This window comes from Shewanella scandinavica (assembly GCF_031932065.1).
Taxonomy (GTDB): domain Bacteria; phylum Pseudomonadota; class Gammaproteobacteria; order Enterobacterales; family Shewanellaceae; genus Shewanella; species Shewanella baltica.
Genome location: NZ_JAUOES010000038.1, coordinates 1 through 15059, shown reverse-complemented (window position 1 = coordinate 15059; position 15059 = coordinate 1). Strand labels below are relative to the sequence as shown.

The 15059-nt window shown below is 46.9% G+C and carries 14 protein-coding genes; 5 read left to right on the top strand and 9 right to left on the bottom strand.

What is annotated here, in order from left to right; genetic code table 11:
• Positions 1–36: 36 nt before the first annotated feature.
• Positions 37–1533: an alkaline phosphatase family protein gene (locus Q4Q50_RS20910; protein WP_311900971.1), complete on the bottom strand. Its 1497-nt coding sequence runs from the start codon at positions 1531–1533 to the stop codon at positions 37–39.
• Positions 1534–1740: 207 nt separating this feature from the next.
• Positions 1741–3798: a TonB-dependent receptor gene (locus Q4Q50_RS20905; RefSeq protein WP_371830308.1), complete on the bottom strand. Its 2058-nt coding sequence runs from the start codon at positions 3796–3798 to the stop codon at positions 1741–1743.
• A gap of 326 nt (positions 3799–4124) precedes the next feature.
• Here Q4Q50_RS20905 and Q4Q50_RS20900 point away from each other — a divergent pair, with 326 nt between their 5' ends.
• Entirely contained in the window at positions 4125–4940 is an 816-nt protein-coding gene (locus Q4Q50_RS20900; RefSeq protein WP_311900950.1) for a transporter substrate-binding domain-containing protein, read from the top strand.
• A 313-nt stretch (positions 4941–5253) separates the two neighbouring features.
• Positions 5254–7224, top strand: a complete 1971-nt coding sequence (locus Q4Q50_RS20895) for a diguanylate cyclase domain-containing protein (RefSeq protein WP_311900948.1) — start codon at positions 5254–5256, stop codon at positions 7222–7224.
• 21 nt (positions 7225–7245) lie between these two features.
• Here the strand turns inward: Q4Q50_RS20895 and Q4Q50_RS20890 are convergent, their stop codons facing one another.
• Together Q4Q50_RS20890 and Q4Q50_RS20885 are read right to left on the bottom strand one after the other, a co-directional pair.
• Positions 7246–8211, bottom strand: coding sequence for a hypothetical protein (locus tag Q4Q50_RS20890; RefSeq protein WP_311900946.1), 966 nt, complete (start codon positions 8209–8211; stop codon positions 7246–7248).
• A gap of 1 nt (position 8212) precedes the next feature.
• Complete coding sequence (locus Q4Q50_RS20885) at positions 8213–8599, bottom strand: PadR family transcriptional regulator (RefSeq protein ID WP_006086094.1); 387 nt, start codon at positions 8597–8599, stop codon at positions 8213–8215.
• Between the two features lie 412 nt (positions 8600–9011).
• On the opposite strand from Q4Q50_RS20885, the gene Q4Q50_RS20880 reads away from it, so the two are divergent.
• Together Q4Q50_RS20880 and Q4Q50_RS20875 are read left to right on the top strand one after the other, a co-directional pair.
• Positions 9012–9665 (top strand): excalibur calcium-binding domain-containing protein, encoded by a 654-nt coding sequence (locus Q4Q50_RS20880; protein ID WP_311900945.1) that lies wholly within the window; start codon positions 9012–9014, stop codon positions 9663–9665.
• A gap of 51 nt (positions 9666–9716) precedes the next feature.
• Positions 9717–10064: a thioredoxin family protein gene (locus Q4Q50_RS20875; protein WP_311900944.1), complete on the top strand. Its 348-nt coding sequence runs from the start codon at positions 9717–9719 to the stop codon at positions 10062–10064.
• A 19-nt stretch (positions 10065–10083) separates the two neighbouring features.
• Here Q4Q50_RS20875 and Q4Q50_RS20870 read toward each other — a convergent pair whose 3' ends face one another.
• The 3 genes from Q4Q50_RS20870 to Q4Q50_RS20860 form a co-directional block, all read right to left on the bottom strand.
• A complete protein-coding gene (locus Q4Q50_RS20870) occupies positions 10084–10599 on the bottom strand; it encodes a NifB/NifX family molybdenum-iron cluster-binding protein (protein ID WP_311900943.1) in 516 nt (171 codons plus the stop codon).
• Positions 10596–10892 (bottom strand): DUF134 domain-containing protein, encoded by a 297-nt coding sequence (locus Q4Q50_RS20865; protein ID WP_012088215.1) that lies wholly within the window; start codon positions 10890–10892, stop codon positions 10596–10598. Before Q4Q50_RS20865 ends, Q4Q50_RS20870 begins: the two co-directional genes overlap by 4 nt.
• Before the next feature lie 462 nt (positions 10893–11354).
• Positions 11355–12851, bottom strand: coding sequence for an ATP-binding cassette domain-containing protein (locus Q4Q50_RS20860; RefSeq protein WP_311900941.1), 1497 nt, complete (start codon positions 12849–12851; stop codon positions 11355–11357).
• A 166-nt stretch (positions 12852–13017) separates the two neighbouring features.
• On the opposite strand from Q4Q50_RS20860, the gene Q4Q50_RS20855 reads away from it, so the two are divergent.
• Positions 13018–13269, top strand: a complete 252-nt coding sequence (locus tag Q4Q50_RS20855; protein WP_107946515.1) for a DUF2999 family protein — start codon at positions 13018–13020, stop codon at positions 13267–13269.
• A 190-nt stretch (positions 13270–13459) separates the two neighbouring features.
• On the opposite strand, the gene Q4Q50_RS20850 is transcribed toward Q4Q50_RS20855, so the two are convergent.
• Both Q4Q50_RS20850 and Q4Q50_RS20845 read right to left on the bottom strand, forming a co-directional pair.
• Entirely contained in the window at positions 13460–13846 is a 387-nt protein-coding gene (locus Q4Q50_RS20850; RefSeq protein WP_198573438.1) for a carboxymuconolactone decarboxylase family protein, read from the bottom strand.
• A gap of 118 nt (positions 13847–13964) precedes the next feature.
• The gene (locus tag Q4Q50_RS20845; RefSeq protein ID WP_311900937.1) at positions 13965–14540 is read right to left on the bottom strand and encodes a hypothetical protein; all 576 of its coding nucleotides are present in this window, start codon (positions 14538–14540) and stop codon (positions 13965–13967) included.
• Positions 14541–15059: the final 519 nt, after the last annotated feature.

Sequence of the window (15059 nt, the reverse complement as noted above, 5' to 3'; positions counted from 1 at the left end):
TGCTCCAAAAGTGAGGACTCAGTAACTAATCCGTGATTAGTACTTAGTGCCGCCAAGCTGCTGCGCTTGGTTGATAATGTGGAAGATCACGTTCTGCTCAATCACGCCCTGAACCAGATTAGAACCTGGACCTCTGGCATGTAAGCTGATGTCTTCACCGGCGTGAGTCTCACTTTCCATTGGGATAAGCGCTTGTTGCATAAAATCTTTATCTTGCGTATCGACTGAGGTTAAGTCGTCACGCACACCCACCACAGCACCTGGGCCGTTGGTATAAGCCAGCGTGGTGTAAGGCTTGTTGTCATTCGCAGTCGCTAACGTGCCATCGACGTTATGCACTAAACCTAAGATAGGGTTACCGCGTTTTGGGTAGCCTGCGATAGTGAACACATGGCTGTGATCCGCTGTTACCATGATCAAGGTATCATCGCTGCTCGTCGCATCCATTGCCGCTTTCACTGCGTTAGATAATTCAACCGCATCGGTCAACGCGCGGCTCGCATTGCCCGCATGGTGACCATGGTCGATACGGCCAGATTCAACGATCAGCAAATAGCCTTTGTCGTTCTTCTTCAGAATATCGAGTGATTTAGCGGTCATTTCAGTTAGTGATGGCTCACCACCTACGTCATCAGCGCGGTCTGCTTCGTATTCCATGTGTGATGGATTGAATAGGCCGAGTAAATGATCTGTGTTGGCAGCATCAATGGCGTCGAAGCCTTTTTTGTCCCACACGTAAGCAGATTTGCTGAAATTATCGACCCAAGCTTTGGTTAAGTCTTTGCCATCTTTACGCTTACCGGCTTTGTTCTCGCCATCTTTCACTGTTGTAGGTAGGAAGTAGCTACGGCCACCACCTAAGGCCACAGTTAACGAATTGGCTTCATCACGCATCACCAATTGGCTTGCGATGTCGGTACAACCGTTCGCCACCGCTTCGGCAGGTAAGTTGAAATCGCCTTCCCAATCGCGCTCAGGTGACTTGGCATAGGTTGCCGCTGGCGTGGCGTGGGTTAAACGCGCCGTAGTAACTATGCCCGTTGATAACCCTTTGGCATTAGCAAGGTCGACCAGTGAAACGAGTTCATTGCCTTTTGAAGACAAACAGTTACCACGTAAGCTGGTATCTGAAATAGAGATAATTCCCGCCTTGGTTTTAACGCCTGTCGCCATGGCTGTCATAGTGCCCGCAGAATCTGGCGTTTGTTGGTTAGTGTTATAGGTTTTCACTAACGCCGTGTGGGGGAACTGCTCGAAACTTAAGAAGTTTTCTTCGCCGCCTTGATTGTCAGCTTTATCCTGCCCTTGCAGAATACGGGCTGCCGTTAGCGTCGAAATACTCATGCCGTCACCGACAAATAAAATCACATTTTTAGCGGTTTTTTTAGTGTCGACTTGGGCTTTAGCCACCACGTTTGCCGCACTGTCTTTAAACCACTGGCTGTCTGTTTGCGTTGCGGGCAGGACTGCAGCGTGGGCCACAACCGTCATTAAGCTGCAGGAGATAGCTGCAGCGATCCGTTTAATATTCATCACGTTCATCACCGATTTATTATTGAGTGTATGAGGGTATTCCCTGTAGAGGCGACCCGATTTTCAGGCATTTATGTGACGAATAAGCGTGATTTGGATGGCGGTTTTATTGCAGCTAAGTGTCAGATTTATTTCAACTAACAATATGCCAGACGTTAAGTTTGACCACCTGCATGGTGGCCAAACTGCTCAAAAGAAGGGGTAATCTTAGAAATGGTAACTCACGCTCACTCTTACCATACGCGGCTCAACGGGATGATAATGCTGATCTTCAACGCCTTCGGCTGCTTCACCGGGTAAGCGTGAGGCATAAAAGTAATCTATGTCGTGATCTTTACTATCGAACACATTGAGTAGCTCAAGCTTAGTGTCGAAGCGGCGCAACTCATATCCTAGCGCAAAGTTAACTAATGTGGTCGCATCGGCCTTGTGATCATTGAAACTGTCGAGCACCCGCTCACCAAGGTGGCGCACGCGTACACTCGAATACAAACCATCGCCGTCGGGTCGATAGGTGATGCCAGCACTGGCAACAAAGGGAACCGCGCCATCGATATACTTGCCCTCTTCAAGCTCGTTTTTAGTGAATCTGGCATTGGTCCAGGCCAACTCCATATCGATACTGACGGCATCATTCAACCAATAATAAGCCGTCAATTCAGCGCCATAACGCTCAGACGCGCGACTCGGTTCAGTGTTACCCGCATCGCCGACAAACACGAGTTCTGAATCTAATTGCAGATACCAAAGCGCGGCGGAGAAATTGATAAAGTCCCGATCATAATATTTCACCCCAAACTCACCGCCATTGGAGCGCACGAGCAGATCGACTTTCTCAACCTCATCACCACTCACGGGATCGACGTTAATGGTCGCACCGCGGGCATCGTTCGAATGTAGCCCTTGGCCTGCATTCACATATAACTCAAGATTATCGCTCCACAAATAGGAGGCGCCTGCCTTAAGACTGAACATACCATCGGACGCATCGCCACTGTTCAGTGGATTATCACTGTCGACCTGCACATCAAAATAGTCGTAACGCAGCCCAAGGTTGAAGCGCCATTGCTCTACGGGCAGCCACTCAACTTTGCCAAAGATGCCACTCGACAACTTTTGCACTTCATCAAGCCTTACCGTATTCAGCCGTTGTCGCGCCTGAGTGTTATACAAACCCACTGCACCAATGTCGTCATAACGCACATCGCCGCCCACACTGTAATTCAGTTGAGTGCCACCAAGTGAAGTTTGCCAATCACGCTTAAGATCGCCGCCCCAAATCGTGCGCTCATCGACTTGTTCAAACTCATCACCATTGATGGGATTGTTTAAGAAATAGGTAAAATTAGAGAATAAATTCATAGTCGAGCGAATGGCGTAGACATTTCCCTGCCAATCACCCGCATCGTAATTAGCTGAAACGCTATAACGGTTAGATTCACCGCCGACGTCTTTATCTAAAGATCCATAAAAATCAATTAATCCAGAATCCACCGCACGGGCGGGGATCTGATCCGCCGAATTCCAGCTGTTGTCGTAGGCCATCATAGTGACGCTCAAGTCACCCTCGCCGAGCCGAGTTAAATAACGCCCGACGACACTGATCTTACTCACATCCTCATCAATATCCGTCCACGGGCCATCATAGGTTTGTGCCTCACCACCCCAAATAAAACGCCCCATGTCAGTGTTTAACTCCTGAGTCGCCACGAGTCGCTGGTAGCCATATTCACCCAACGTCACCCCAACTTGGTTATGGGGGAGTTGATCAGCCAGCAGTAATTGCGCAGCACCCGCGCCAGAAAAATCGGCCACCTCAGGATAATAAGCGCCTTTGGCATAACGGATCTCGCCTATAAGTTCAGGGATCAAAAAGTTAAGATCCGTATAACCCTGACCATGCCCATGGGTGCGCATATTCACCGGCATACCGTCGACGCGGGTATTAAAGTCAGTGCCGTGATCCAAGTTAAAACCACGCAGAAAATACTGATTCGCCTTACCCGAGCCGCTGTGCTGTGTGACTATCATACCTGGCACAAATTCGAGGATTTCCCCCGTGCGCAATAGTGGTCGACTCTCAATTTCAGCCGCGCCGACTATCCCCTCAGATGCCGAGGTGCTATGGCCTAAGGTATTAATTTGCCTGCCGCGCACTTCAAGACGTTCGATATTGTCTGTCGCCGCATCTGCCATAACCACGCAGGATAAACTACAGAGGGGTAATAACCATGCCATTGATATCCAAAGTTTTGATAAGCGCATTCCTGATAATTCACGTCCCAACTTCATCCTTTATTTCCTACTACAGGTGATAGATGACGCCGATTTAACGCCTAATTCACACGGAAAAAGCCGATCGAGCTCAAACTCTGATGAGTAAAAAAACAGCAAAATACCGGCAAATATTAATTCTATGTGTTGTATCGCACATTTTTAAAAGCAAAAGGACAAAATGTCCGCCAGCAGATCACATTTCAACACCCTATTGATGCGAGTTCATGGAAACGAGTGATTTAACTTGAATAAAAATGAACCCATTTATTAGGCTAGCTATACTCTAGATAACTCAACACGTTTAGGGACAGGCTATGCAGCGACGGAGCAATATGCGCATTTTTTGGGGGGTGATAGTCCTATTCTTTTGTTTCTCAGTTCCTGCGATCTGTAAATCCGCAGCAGAAACTACAACGGCGCTTGCAGCTAAACCTATTATTACCATGGCGTTTTATGAGGACCCCAAACACAACTTTTACTTTAAATGGGCTGAGCTGATATACACCCAAGCCTTTGAACGCTTAGGCTATGGCTTCTCCTATCAAGTGGTTCCCGCTGCCCGCGCCAGTATGATGGCAGACTCTGGAAAAGTGGATGGTGAACCGGGACGCGTATTTCATTATGGTGAAAAATTTACTAACCTCATTCGCATCGAAGAACCGGTTGTCGATACTCATTTAATTGCCTTCGCACACAATCCCAACATCAAGATTACCAACTGGCAAGCACTGCAAAAGAGTCGATATAAGATCGAATACTATCGAGGCGTGTTCCTCGCAGAACAAAAGCTAAAGGGACTCATTCCAGAGGAGCGTCTGACGGAATCCTCATCCCCTGTGAGCTCTTTTCGTAAAATACTCCGTGACCGAATCGATATCTATATTGATACGGAAGCAAGCTCATTGGATCTATTACAAACGCCAGAGTTTCAAGGTAGCGAGATCAGCGCGATTGCCACCCTAGAAGAACTCACTAGCTATGGTTACTTGAATAAACGTCACGCGGCACTCGCCGTTAATCTTGCTCGAGAGTTAAAACAGATGAAGCAAGAAGGCATATTTGAAACCTATAAACAGCAGGCAAAAAAATCACTTAATGATGCAGTGAATAATGGCGATGCCCCACAATAACTTAATCGGCATCGCCAATCTTGTTTCAATTATTTCATTAACTTAATTTCAAAGCGTTTTAGTGTTATCTAAAGTATGTCGCTGACAATATATGGCTTAACTGACAGTACATGAATGAACTGACAGTGTATTGCCCGACAAAGAGGCTGACCCACAACCAAACGGTATTTAGATTTAGCATGTGGAACAATCAACCTAAGGAACAGATGAATAGCAAAATAGTCCTCAAAAATTGCAGACAAATCGATTTACCCCTTCTCCATAAGCTGCCCACTCTGAAGTGGTATTGCTGTACTGGCCGTGGAGCATAAGGATGGGGACTCAGTTCGCACGCACCTTCGCTAGGTTACGGCAACGAACTCGTTCAACCGTTGCTAAGGTTCTGTTGATCATCAGCATGTTCGTAGGGATCTGCATCGCACTCGTCGCCCTAGTGTATATTCAAGGCAATATATTTGATGGTGTACGCACCTATGTCCGCGGTGAAGGCTTGTGGGCTAAGGCGCAAAAAGATGCGGTACTTTATCTCACCCATTACTCTTACACCCAAAATGATGTGGACTTTCAGCGTTATCGTGCAGCGACGAGCGTTATGGAAGGCGATCATCGAGCTAGACAAGCCCTACTCACCACACCCATTGATGAACAAGCCGCCAAACTGGGTTTTATTCAGGGCCTCAATGACGAACGGGATACCGACTCAATGATCTGGTTTTTCCGACACTTTCAATCCAATCATTATATGCAGCAAGCCATTCAGTTGTGGGGCTTAGCCGATCAACGCTTCGCGTTTGTGGTGCAACTCGCCGAAAATATGCGCATTGAAATCAATCAGCTTGGTGCTAGGCCCGAAGTTCTCGCACAATATCGCCAGCAATTGATTGATGCCAATGAAGAATTGCTCAGCCTAGAAATTGAATTTTCGGCTGTGCTCAGTGAAGGCGCGCGCTGGGTCAAGCAAATGACTTGGTTAATTAGCCTTGGTGCCCTATTGCTGTTTATCAGTATTGGGATCTTCGCCAGTCGGCAGATCATTCGTAACATCGCCAGATCCGAGCGGTTGTTACAGATAAGCGAATCTCGCTTCACTAGCCTGAAAAACTCCGACACTATCGGGATCATTTCATGGCAACTCGATGGCACCATACATGATGCCAATGATCATTTTCTCCAGATGCTCAATTTTGACCGTGCGGATTTAACTTCAGGCTTAATCAACTGGCGCTCAATTACCCCGCCTGAATATGAAACACGTGATGCCATTGCAATTGCAGAGTTAGAACAGTTTGGCCGCTGCCAGCAATATGAAAAACAACTTATCAGCAAGAATGGCGTCTTAGTGCCAGTGATGCTAGCGGCGAGCTTTTTGAATGGCAGCAAACATGAAGGCGTAGCCTACTTTATGGATCTCACCGCCAGTAAACAGGCCGAAGATAAACTCAGGCTCGCGGCAACCGTTTTTAATGCCAGCACAGACGGCATAATGATCACCGATCCCCTGCTAAGCATTATCTCTATCAATCAAGCCTTTACCCATGTTACAGGTTTTACCCAACAGGATTTACACGGCGATGCCAACGACTTCCTCAATGATGGACACAATAACGATGACGCCCGCCAAGCCATGCGAAATCTGTTGCAGCAAGGCGAGCAATGGCAGGGAGAATTATTAAAAACGGTTAAATCAGGCGACTTACTGCCCCTGAGTGTACGAATCAATACAGTGCGAAATGAGCATGACCGCCTGACTCATTTTGTCATTGTGATTACCGACATTGCCGAACGTAAGGCAGAGGAAGAATATCTGCGTCATATCGCCCACCACGACGCCTTGACGAATCTGCCTAATCGCGTGTTATTTCACACTAAACTTGAACAAGCCATAGTGCATGCGCAACGCACTCAAAGCATTTTTGCGGTGTTATTTTTAGACTTAGATAATTTTAAGCCAGTGAATGATTCGTTTGGTCATGATGTGGGCGACAAATTACTGCAAGAAGTTGCGATGCGGCTACGCTCAAGTACTCGGCATATGGATACCACCACTCGCCTAGGCGGCGATGAGTTTGTGATCTTGCTGGAACGTCTTGCCAATACCCACAATATCGCCCAACTGGTCCCTAAGATAACCCAAACTATTTGCGAGCCCTACACTATCAATGGTCATCAAATCCATATTGGTGTCAGCGTCGGTTTGGCGCTTTATCCAGAAAACGGCACAGATGCAAAAAGCCTGATCAATCATGCAGATCAGGCCATGTATTCGATGAAAAAAAATCAATAAGATTCAACGACAAAACTCAGTCTAAGTCTGACTAGCGAGTTTACGCCTACGTAATCCATCACGAATCACCTCATAGCTGGGGAACATAGCGGCAATCACTAGACTATAACTGAGCCATTTATCTAGCTGCAGTAACGTAAATATCCCCTGTAATTCAGTTCCTTGGCTCTGTACTTGGGTTTGTAATAGTGGCGAACTAAATGCCAGAAAGACTAAGAACGAGGCATAAGCAAGATTGATCCCCATATTTGCCAATAACAATTCACTAGTCCACACTCGGCGGCGTAGTTGCCAGAGACTATTCCCCATAGACAGCAAAATAATAGGGCTAAACCATTGCAGTAATTGCTGAGCATTAGCGCTAAAAATCACAGTCCGCGCGGCTAATTGCTCGCTACTCATCCACACAGAACACCAGATCACAAGTAAGAGAAAAAGATATGTCGCCAGATCGGTAAACACATCGCTTAAACTAATATGCTGCCAACCGGGCCCAACCTTAGGCAAATTCTGCGGCTGCCATTTTTGGCAATTGCTGCCAGATAGGGGTTTTCCTTGAGCCGAAAAGCTCCAAAAAGACAAGCCAATTGCAGTAATAGCTAGACAGGCATCGCCGATAAAACCACTAACGATATGCTGGATAAATCTGGATAGATTTCCCTCTGTTGAGCCCAACCATTGCGTCGTACCGCCCACCACTTGCAACACAAACAAGACACCCAACACCATGAAAAGGGTATGTTTAAACAGCGGAATATCCTCAGAGGCAATAATAGGCATAGATGGTACAAATTGCTGCGCGACCTTACAGGGATGACCCATTTGCTTTAATACAGCGGCAATTTGCGATTCACTCAATTCACCTTGTTCAGATAAGGCATCCAGTTGGTCGCATATATTAGCTTTTAATTCACGGCCAATTTCCTGACGTTTGTTCTCGGGCAATTCTCGCTGCACCGCGGCGATATAGCGATCGACTAATTCCATATCAAATCTCCTCTGCGCTCTCGTCTGAGCGGTTAATATCAGAGCCATTAGTGTCAGCGCTTTGCTCCAGCAAAAAAGCCAAGGCGCCATTAAGTTGCTGCCATTCATCGGTAAGTTGACTGAGTAACTCAGCCCCCAATGACGACAATTGGTAATAACGACGCTCACGCCCTTCGGCCTGTCGCCACTCACTATCCAACAATCCTTGATCGGCTAGGCGGCGCACTAAGGGATACAGAGTTCCCTCGTCAATATCGATACCGCCTTCCTGCAACTGTTTGCGGAGCGAATAACCGTAGTGGGGTTGTTTTAATAATCCCAGTACTGCCAACACTAATACCCCACGACGCAACTCGAGTCGCATTTTGACTAGCTGTGAACTTGTCATAATCGAATTCCTATCCTGAACACTGTGTCACACACACTGTGCGCCACACAGCAAATACTATGCAGCACACAGTAATATTGCAAGTTTTTATTGCGCACTTTTTGCTCTCCATGTTCAAAATAAACACAAGCACTTGTTTGTATTGAATTTAGAAAAATGCCAACCGTTTCTGCAGAGTACTCACATTTCCCCTACGCCATACACTCAAAGCGAATGACTCACACATAAGCAAATTCACGATAAAAAATTGCAAAACTTCCTATGCTTGAGTAACTTAGCTGCCAACATTGAATAGCTGACTCGCCAACCTAAAAACGGTTTGCTCCTCCAAGGGGATAAATCGGATCGACTCAAGTAAGTATTGATATTCAATAACTAAAACTATTAAGCCGTTAAATTAAGGACATAGAAAATGCTCATGGATAGAGGCGTGCTGGTACGCTGGAACGATGAAAAGGGATTTGGCTTTATTCAGCCTGAAAAAAACGCAGCCCAAGATGTGTTTATTCACATTTCAGTGCTGAAAAAGATGGCGAGAAAACCCATAGTGGGCGACAGCATTCTGTTTCAAACTGAAGTGCAAAATGACGGCAAAAGAAAAGCGGTTATCGCCTCGATTGAAGGCGTCGCTGTTATTGCAGCGAGTGCTACACCGCGCTCCCACTCTCATATCCAATCACGCAATGAAAACTTCAACTTCAACAACAAAAGCAAAGCGCATTCCCATAGCCCACGAAAATCCTCTTTTAATACGATAATCCCGCTGCTAATAATCGTGGCCATCATTATCTTTGGCTTTAAACAATACCAAGAATTCAATGAAGCTCCTGCAATCGATGAAGTACCCGTCCTCACTAATGAGGACATTGAGAGAATGCCCATGTATGAAACTAAATCGCGAACACAAGCAACGGCAACACCAAGTTTCCAATGTGAAGCGGGTAAAACCCATTGCAGCCACATGAGTTCCTGTGCTGAAGCGACTTTCTATATCCAACATTGCCCCAATACTCAAATGGATGGTGACGGTGATGGCATTCCCTGCGAGCGCCAGTGGTGCAGTTAGCGATACGACACCCATTAATTCATACCCATAGCAACTTCTAAATGGCAACGCATGCACACTGATATCATCACGCAAATTGACTCACCAGAGATGCTTGAGTCTTTGTTAACCGAGCACGCAGCGGTGCTGTTGTTATTTGGCGCGCCGGACTGCGGCGTGTGCCAAACGCTCAAACCGAGAATTGCTGAGATGTTAGCGCAAGCGTTCCCGCTGATGCAGATGGCCTATATCGATTGCCAAGCCCAAGCTGAGATAGCGGCGAGCCACAATGTATTTGCCTTGCCTGTGGTGGAATGTGTGTTCTATGGCAAAACCTTTGGACGGTTTTCTAAGGTGTTTTCGTTAGCGGATATTCGAGGGGCGCTTGCCCGCCCCTATGGTTTAATCGTGACGGAATAATTCAAATTAAACACTGAGATTATTTGTTTACCAGCGGCCTAAACCCAGCGTAATGCACTGACTTATCGAGCTTAACCTGTACTGCTGGCGTGCTTATAAGACGTGTTGAGCCAGGTGCTGCTTTAGCTTTACCACTGCAACCGCAGCCGTCACCTGTAGAATGACAACATCCGCCCTTGGCTGCATGTTTGAGTGAAGCGCGACCTTGGGATGCATCCGTCAACCTAAGATTCAAATCCGCTGTTTGTGCAAGCAAAGTCGCCACTGTTTGACTGGCACTGCCTTTACTCACGCTAATCCCCGCATCGAGCAACTTTCCTAACATGCGCTCACCGATATTCTGCACAAGTACAATGTCGGTACCTTGTTGAATAATCAGCTCTAATAAGGCTTTTTTAGCACTACAGTCACCCTCAATTGCCGGGTTATCGACCAGCTTAATCAGCTGAAACTGTTCATTATAAAAGCCAATTTGTAGGGCTTTCGTAAAGTGACTGGCGAGGCGTTCGCGGCTCATCGGCATGGCAATAATCATGATAAATCCTTGTCTGTTTGGGTTGGCAGCCTCAAGGCTTGACCTTGAGTGATAGCCGTCGCCACCTTTTTACGGGCATTGGCGAGAAGGTATCCAAAGGTTTGCCGAGAGATCCCCATCAAGGCTGCGGCTTCGATCTGGCTTAATCTTTTCACATCACCCAGTTCGAGGGCCTCAAACTCATCGGCCTCTAATTGAATATGAGTTAATTTAACCGCAGGGATCCCATTAGGCTTAAATAGGCTACAGGGCACACAGCTCGATAATTGACGGCATTTTTTGGGTCTTGGCATAACGGTTTTTATCTTTAAGTCGTCTTAAATGTCTTGAAATCGGGTTTTAGGTCTTAGTGCACATCTTCGGTACTACGAGTAACACTCAGGCTCAACTAAAGCTCATCTAAGGCTCATCTAAGCTAAGGGAATCCATAGCTTTGGATTCTCAAGCGTGATAACTGACTTGATGAATAAGTTCGGTGGATGAACCATAAAACTGTCACGAGTTTCTGGCCTAGGCCAGAAACTATTATTCGCGCCAACGACATTAAAAACTGTAGGACGGCTCACAGTTACCTATATCAAGCATGACTAATTAACAGAACGGCTGTCTGGCGTGACTAACACACTCAATGGCTAGCGCCCTGCAAGGTCAGTTTTAATCTGCGTTGGAGTGCCGAGGGATAATGACAAACTCTCAAAACAAATAAGCAGCCGTTAAGCTGCTGTGATAGGTGGCATTTACTGATTTAAACGGGTTTAATCCTCAGACTCACAGTAGTTCACCTGTACCGAATAGCCGTCATCTTGCTTGATAAAATCGACAAAGTTTTTAATCGCAGGTAAGGCATCTTCCCTATGGTGCGACACGTACAGCAATTGGCTCAGATGATGCTCAGCTATCATCTCCAGCGCCCGCATCACTAAGGTGCGATTGATAAAATCTAAGCCCTGATACGGCTCATCTAAAATCAGCAACAGTGGCTGTTTAATCAAGGCGCGACCTATTAGTAATAACCGCTGTTGACCATAATCGAGCTTCTTAAAGCTCATGCTAGCCAACCCTGTCATGTGCAAAATCGCCAACCATTCCTTCGCCAAATCTAGCTGAGACTTAGTGGGTTTATGGTACAGGCCAATAGAGTCAAAAAAGCCCGAAAGCAGCACATCTAATGCCGAGCAACTGACGCGATATTGCAAGTGCAGCGCCGACGATACTATGCCAATCCGTTGTTTAATTTGCCAAATACTCTCGCCACTTCCGCGAGGACGGCCAAAGAGCGTAATGTCGTTGCTATAGCATTGGGGATGGTCGCCTAAAATCAGCCCCAGCAAAGTGCTTTTACCGCAGCCATTTGGGCCACGAACTTGCCAATGCTGCCCCGCTTCAATGCGCCAATTCACGCCGCTGAAAATCAGCCCACTGACGTACTCCACTTTGCCATTTTTAATCTCGACCAGAGGATCAAACGCCTCGGCGTTGTGCCTTTGCCGCTCCATCAAGGCCAAGAGTTCATCGCTACGCTGCGCCGATAACGCATTCAGCTGCGCCATCACAGGATGATTGTGCCATTGCTCAATCGACATCGACGGGCTGAGTTTGTGTACACTCTGCCCCGATTTGAGCATCTCGCCATTAAACAGCGCCACATGGCTGATGCACGGCGGCAATTCTTCTTGGCGTGAGGTGATGATCAGCAACTGAGTATGCGCGGCCACTTCACTCAGCAGCTCAGATAAACTCGCCTGATGTTCAACATCGAGCCCAGCATAAGGGTCATCTAAAATCAGTAATTGCGGTAACATTGCCAGCGCACGCGCCAACATGACTCGGCGTGTTTCGCCCGTGGATAACTGCCGAAAACCACGCAGGCGCAGCGGCTCAAGCCCAACCTTTTGTAATAGTGGCGCGAGTTGTGCGGCATCTTGGCAGCATTCCAACACTAAGGATTCGACACTCGAACCGTAATCCAACTCGTCTTTTTCTAACTCGCGCTCCAGCAACGCTTGCTGCAACCCAAGTGACACCCAGCCGATACGTTGTGGCAGGCCAGCAATCGTCCCTTCATCGGGCAGAATGTCACCGGTTAATATTCGCCCGAGCAAGGAACCACAATAACTGTCGGTCGCGAAAATCGCCCAATGTTCAGCAGGGTGCAGTTGCCATTCATCGACGACTAGCACCTCATTATCACGCCCGTATCGTAACTGTTTAACCACAATACTTTTGTCTTGGTTCGCGACAACATCAAGCATAACCACAGTTCCTTTCTATTTTTAAGGGATGATAAAATCTAATGCGCTTAATGGCATAGGTAAAGCGTGGCAAAATCCAACGGGTACGCGTGTGTGAGTCAACCACTCTGGCAGAACTGTGATAAAATCGGCACCTGTTTAACTTTCATATCAACAAGGTAACGCAATGAACCCCATTATTGCCATCTTAAAAGAACACAAGGTCAGTGACGCTAAGATCAACGAGCTATTTCAAACATTAACCGACAATCCATTAATGGCGATGGGCACGCTCGGTCAGTTAGGTATCCCAGCCGAAAAATTACAACAACTGCTGGGATTAGTGATGCAGAATCCGGCTTTAATTAAAGAAGCCGTGCTCGAACTCGGTTTGGATTTTTCAAAAGTAGAAGCCGCAAAAGCCCAACTGCAAAAATAAGCACAGACGATTCAAGTTTGTAGCCATCATGCGCTAGGGGAATGCGCGTAAATCAGCTCCCCTAGCGAATGTTAAAACCACCAAACCTCAATGTAACTAAATCTCACAGTAACTAAACCTCACAGCAGCTAAACCTCACAGCAGCTAAACCCCAAAGCCATTGATGCTCAAAATGATAGTACCAAGTGAACTAACTGTTTTGCGCCTGCCACTCTTCAATCGCCTCTTTCGCCGCTCGAAAAGCTTCAATCCCCGCAGGCATACCGCAGTAAACGGTGCAATGCAGTAAGACTTCTTGGATCTCTTCAACCGAGCAGCCATTGTTTAGCGCGCCTCGCACATGGCCCTTTAACTCAGTCGGCGCCTTTAATGCCGCCAGCGTCGCTATGGTAATCAAACTGCGCGTTTGCCTTGAAATAGCATCACGCACCCAAACCTCACCCCAGCAATTGGCCGTAACTAAATCTTGCAACGGCTGGGTAAAATCCGTCGCACTATTGAGCGCCTTATCCACATAACTATCGCCCATCACAGCACGACGCACCTCAAGACCCTTCTCGTATTGCTCTTCGTTCATCGATGCATCCCTCTTTTTATATGATTAAGCTATGTGATTAAGCTCTGTGATTAGACTTATTGAACCGCCGCCAACCAATCTGCCCTATATCCTTACCACCTATAACTGATAACTAACGTTAAATTGAGCGCACCCAAGAAACGAACTCTTCGGCGAGTCTGGGAGGGTTACAGGCCTCTGTCTGATCTGCGATCTCGTTATAGTACTCGAGCTCGTGAACTATGATGGGTACCGAACGACCGAAAACGCGACTAATGGTTAAGTTGGAATGGAGTGTAGAAGCGACAACGCATACTGCGGCAACAAATTGCTCGGTTATCTCCTGACCGAGCTCAAGGCAGCGCTCAAAATCGACATCTTCCTCCGCATCACTGTACCCGAGACCGAGATCGGCCACCCAGCGAGCTAAGATATCCGCAGTCTGAGAGTCAGAATCCCCAAAGACGAGGAGTTCGTTTTGAAGCCAGAAGGCATAGTTCCATTTTGCTTCGTCAGAGCTAGAAGCCTTTGGAATCGAAGCATGCCACTCGTCGACTGTGTTATAGCCGACGGTCAGCGTAGGTAGACGGGGATCGTCATATTCGTTGTTGATATAGAAAGACAATGCATAGATAGGCTCCGCCTCAGAGGTTGGTATACTCGCGAGCGCTTCGGTAATCGCACTCTGAAGCGCGGTAATCATTGGGATATTCATACTGGGTTTCCTGCTCGTTTAATGCCGCATTTAGCGAATGAAAATAGTGCATTGTAATTGAGAATAAGAGCTTAACCCACTATTTTTGTTCAGCTTAAATGTCTGCCAATATATTAGTATTCAACCAATTTTCCAGTTATCTGTATGCCTTTTTACAAGCATACACTCTGCAAATTTAACAATAGATGGCTCGTTAAATTCTTTTGCTGCTCGTTTGCTGCTTAACAGCGGAAGCTGATGATTAAGCACTGTCATTCCAGTGACGCGCCACCCCTTTTATTTCACAAGAAGTATCCATGAGGGCTCGACGACGGCAGCTGCTGCATACGGAAGTGCAAATGCCGCGATCACATGGTCAATGATGTTCCAGACATCATAGTGACATTTCCCATATCCCTATGGGTCAGATATGAAAGAGCATCCATGCCGTCAACGGTCACTTACATGCCAATGCTTAATCCAACCAACTCTCCAGTTATCTGTATGCCTTTTTATAAGCATACACTCTGCAAATTTAAC

Excerpts from the sequence above, each read along its gene's own strand:
- Q4Q50_RS20910 (WP_311900971.1), bottom strand. The coding sequence starts at position 1,533 with ATGAATATTAAACGGATCGCTGCAGCTATCTCCTGCAGCTTAATGACG.
- Q4Q50_RS20905 (WP_371830308.1), bottom strand. The coding sequence starts at position 3,798 with ATGCGCTTATCAAAACTTTGGATATCAATGGCATGGTTATTACCCCTC.
- Q4Q50_RS20900 (WP_311900950.1), top strand. The coding sequence starts at position 4,125 with ATGCAGCGACGGAGCAATATGCGCATTTTTTGGGGGGTGATAGTCCTA.
- Q4Q50_RS20895 (WP_311900948.1), top strand. The coding sequence starts at position 5,254 with ATGGGGACTCAGTTCGCACGCACCTTCGCTAGGTTACGGCAACGAACT.
- Q4Q50_RS20890 (WP_311900946.1), bottom strand. The coding sequence starts at position 8,211 with ATGGAATTAGTCGATCGCTATATCGCCGCGGTGCAGCGAGAATTGCCC.
- Q4Q50_RS20885 (WP_006086094.1), bottom strand. The coding sequence starts at position 8,599 with ATGACAAGTTCACAGCTAGTCAAAATGCGACTCGAGTTGCGTCGTGGG.
- Q4Q50_RS20880 (WP_311900945.1), top strand. The coding sequence starts at position 9,012 with ATGCTCATGGATAGAGGCGTGCTGGTACGCTGGAACGATGAAAAGGGA.
- Q4Q50_RS20875 (WP_311900944.1), top strand. The coding sequence starts at position 9,717 with ATGCACACTGATATCATCACGCAAATTGACTCACCAGAGATGCTTGAG.
- Q4Q50_RS20870 (WP_311900943.1), bottom strand. The coding sequence starts at position 10,599 with ATGATTATTGCCATGCCGATGAGCCGCGAACGCCTCGCCAGTCACTTT.
- Q4Q50_RS20865 (WP_012088215.1), bottom strand. The coding sequence starts at position 10,892 with ATGCCAAGACCCAAAAAATGCCGTCAATTATCGAGCTGTGTGCCCTGT.
- Q4Q50_RS20860 (WP_311900941.1), bottom strand. The coding sequence starts at position 12,851 with ATGCTTGATGTTGTCGCGAACCAAGACAAAAGTATTGTGGTTAAACAG.
- Q4Q50_RS20855 (WP_107946515.1), top strand. The coding sequence starts at position 13,018 with ATGAACCCCATTATTGCCATCTTAAAAGAACACAAGGTCAGTGACGCT.
- Q4Q50_RS20850 (WP_198573438.1), bottom strand. The coding sequence starts at position 13,846 with ATGAACGAAGAGCAATACGAGAAGGGTCTTGAGGTGCGTCGTGCTGTG.
- Q4Q50_RS20845 (WP_311900937.1), bottom strand. The coding sequence starts at position 14,540 with ATGAATATCCCAATGATTACCGCGCTTCAGAGTGCGATTACCGAAGCG.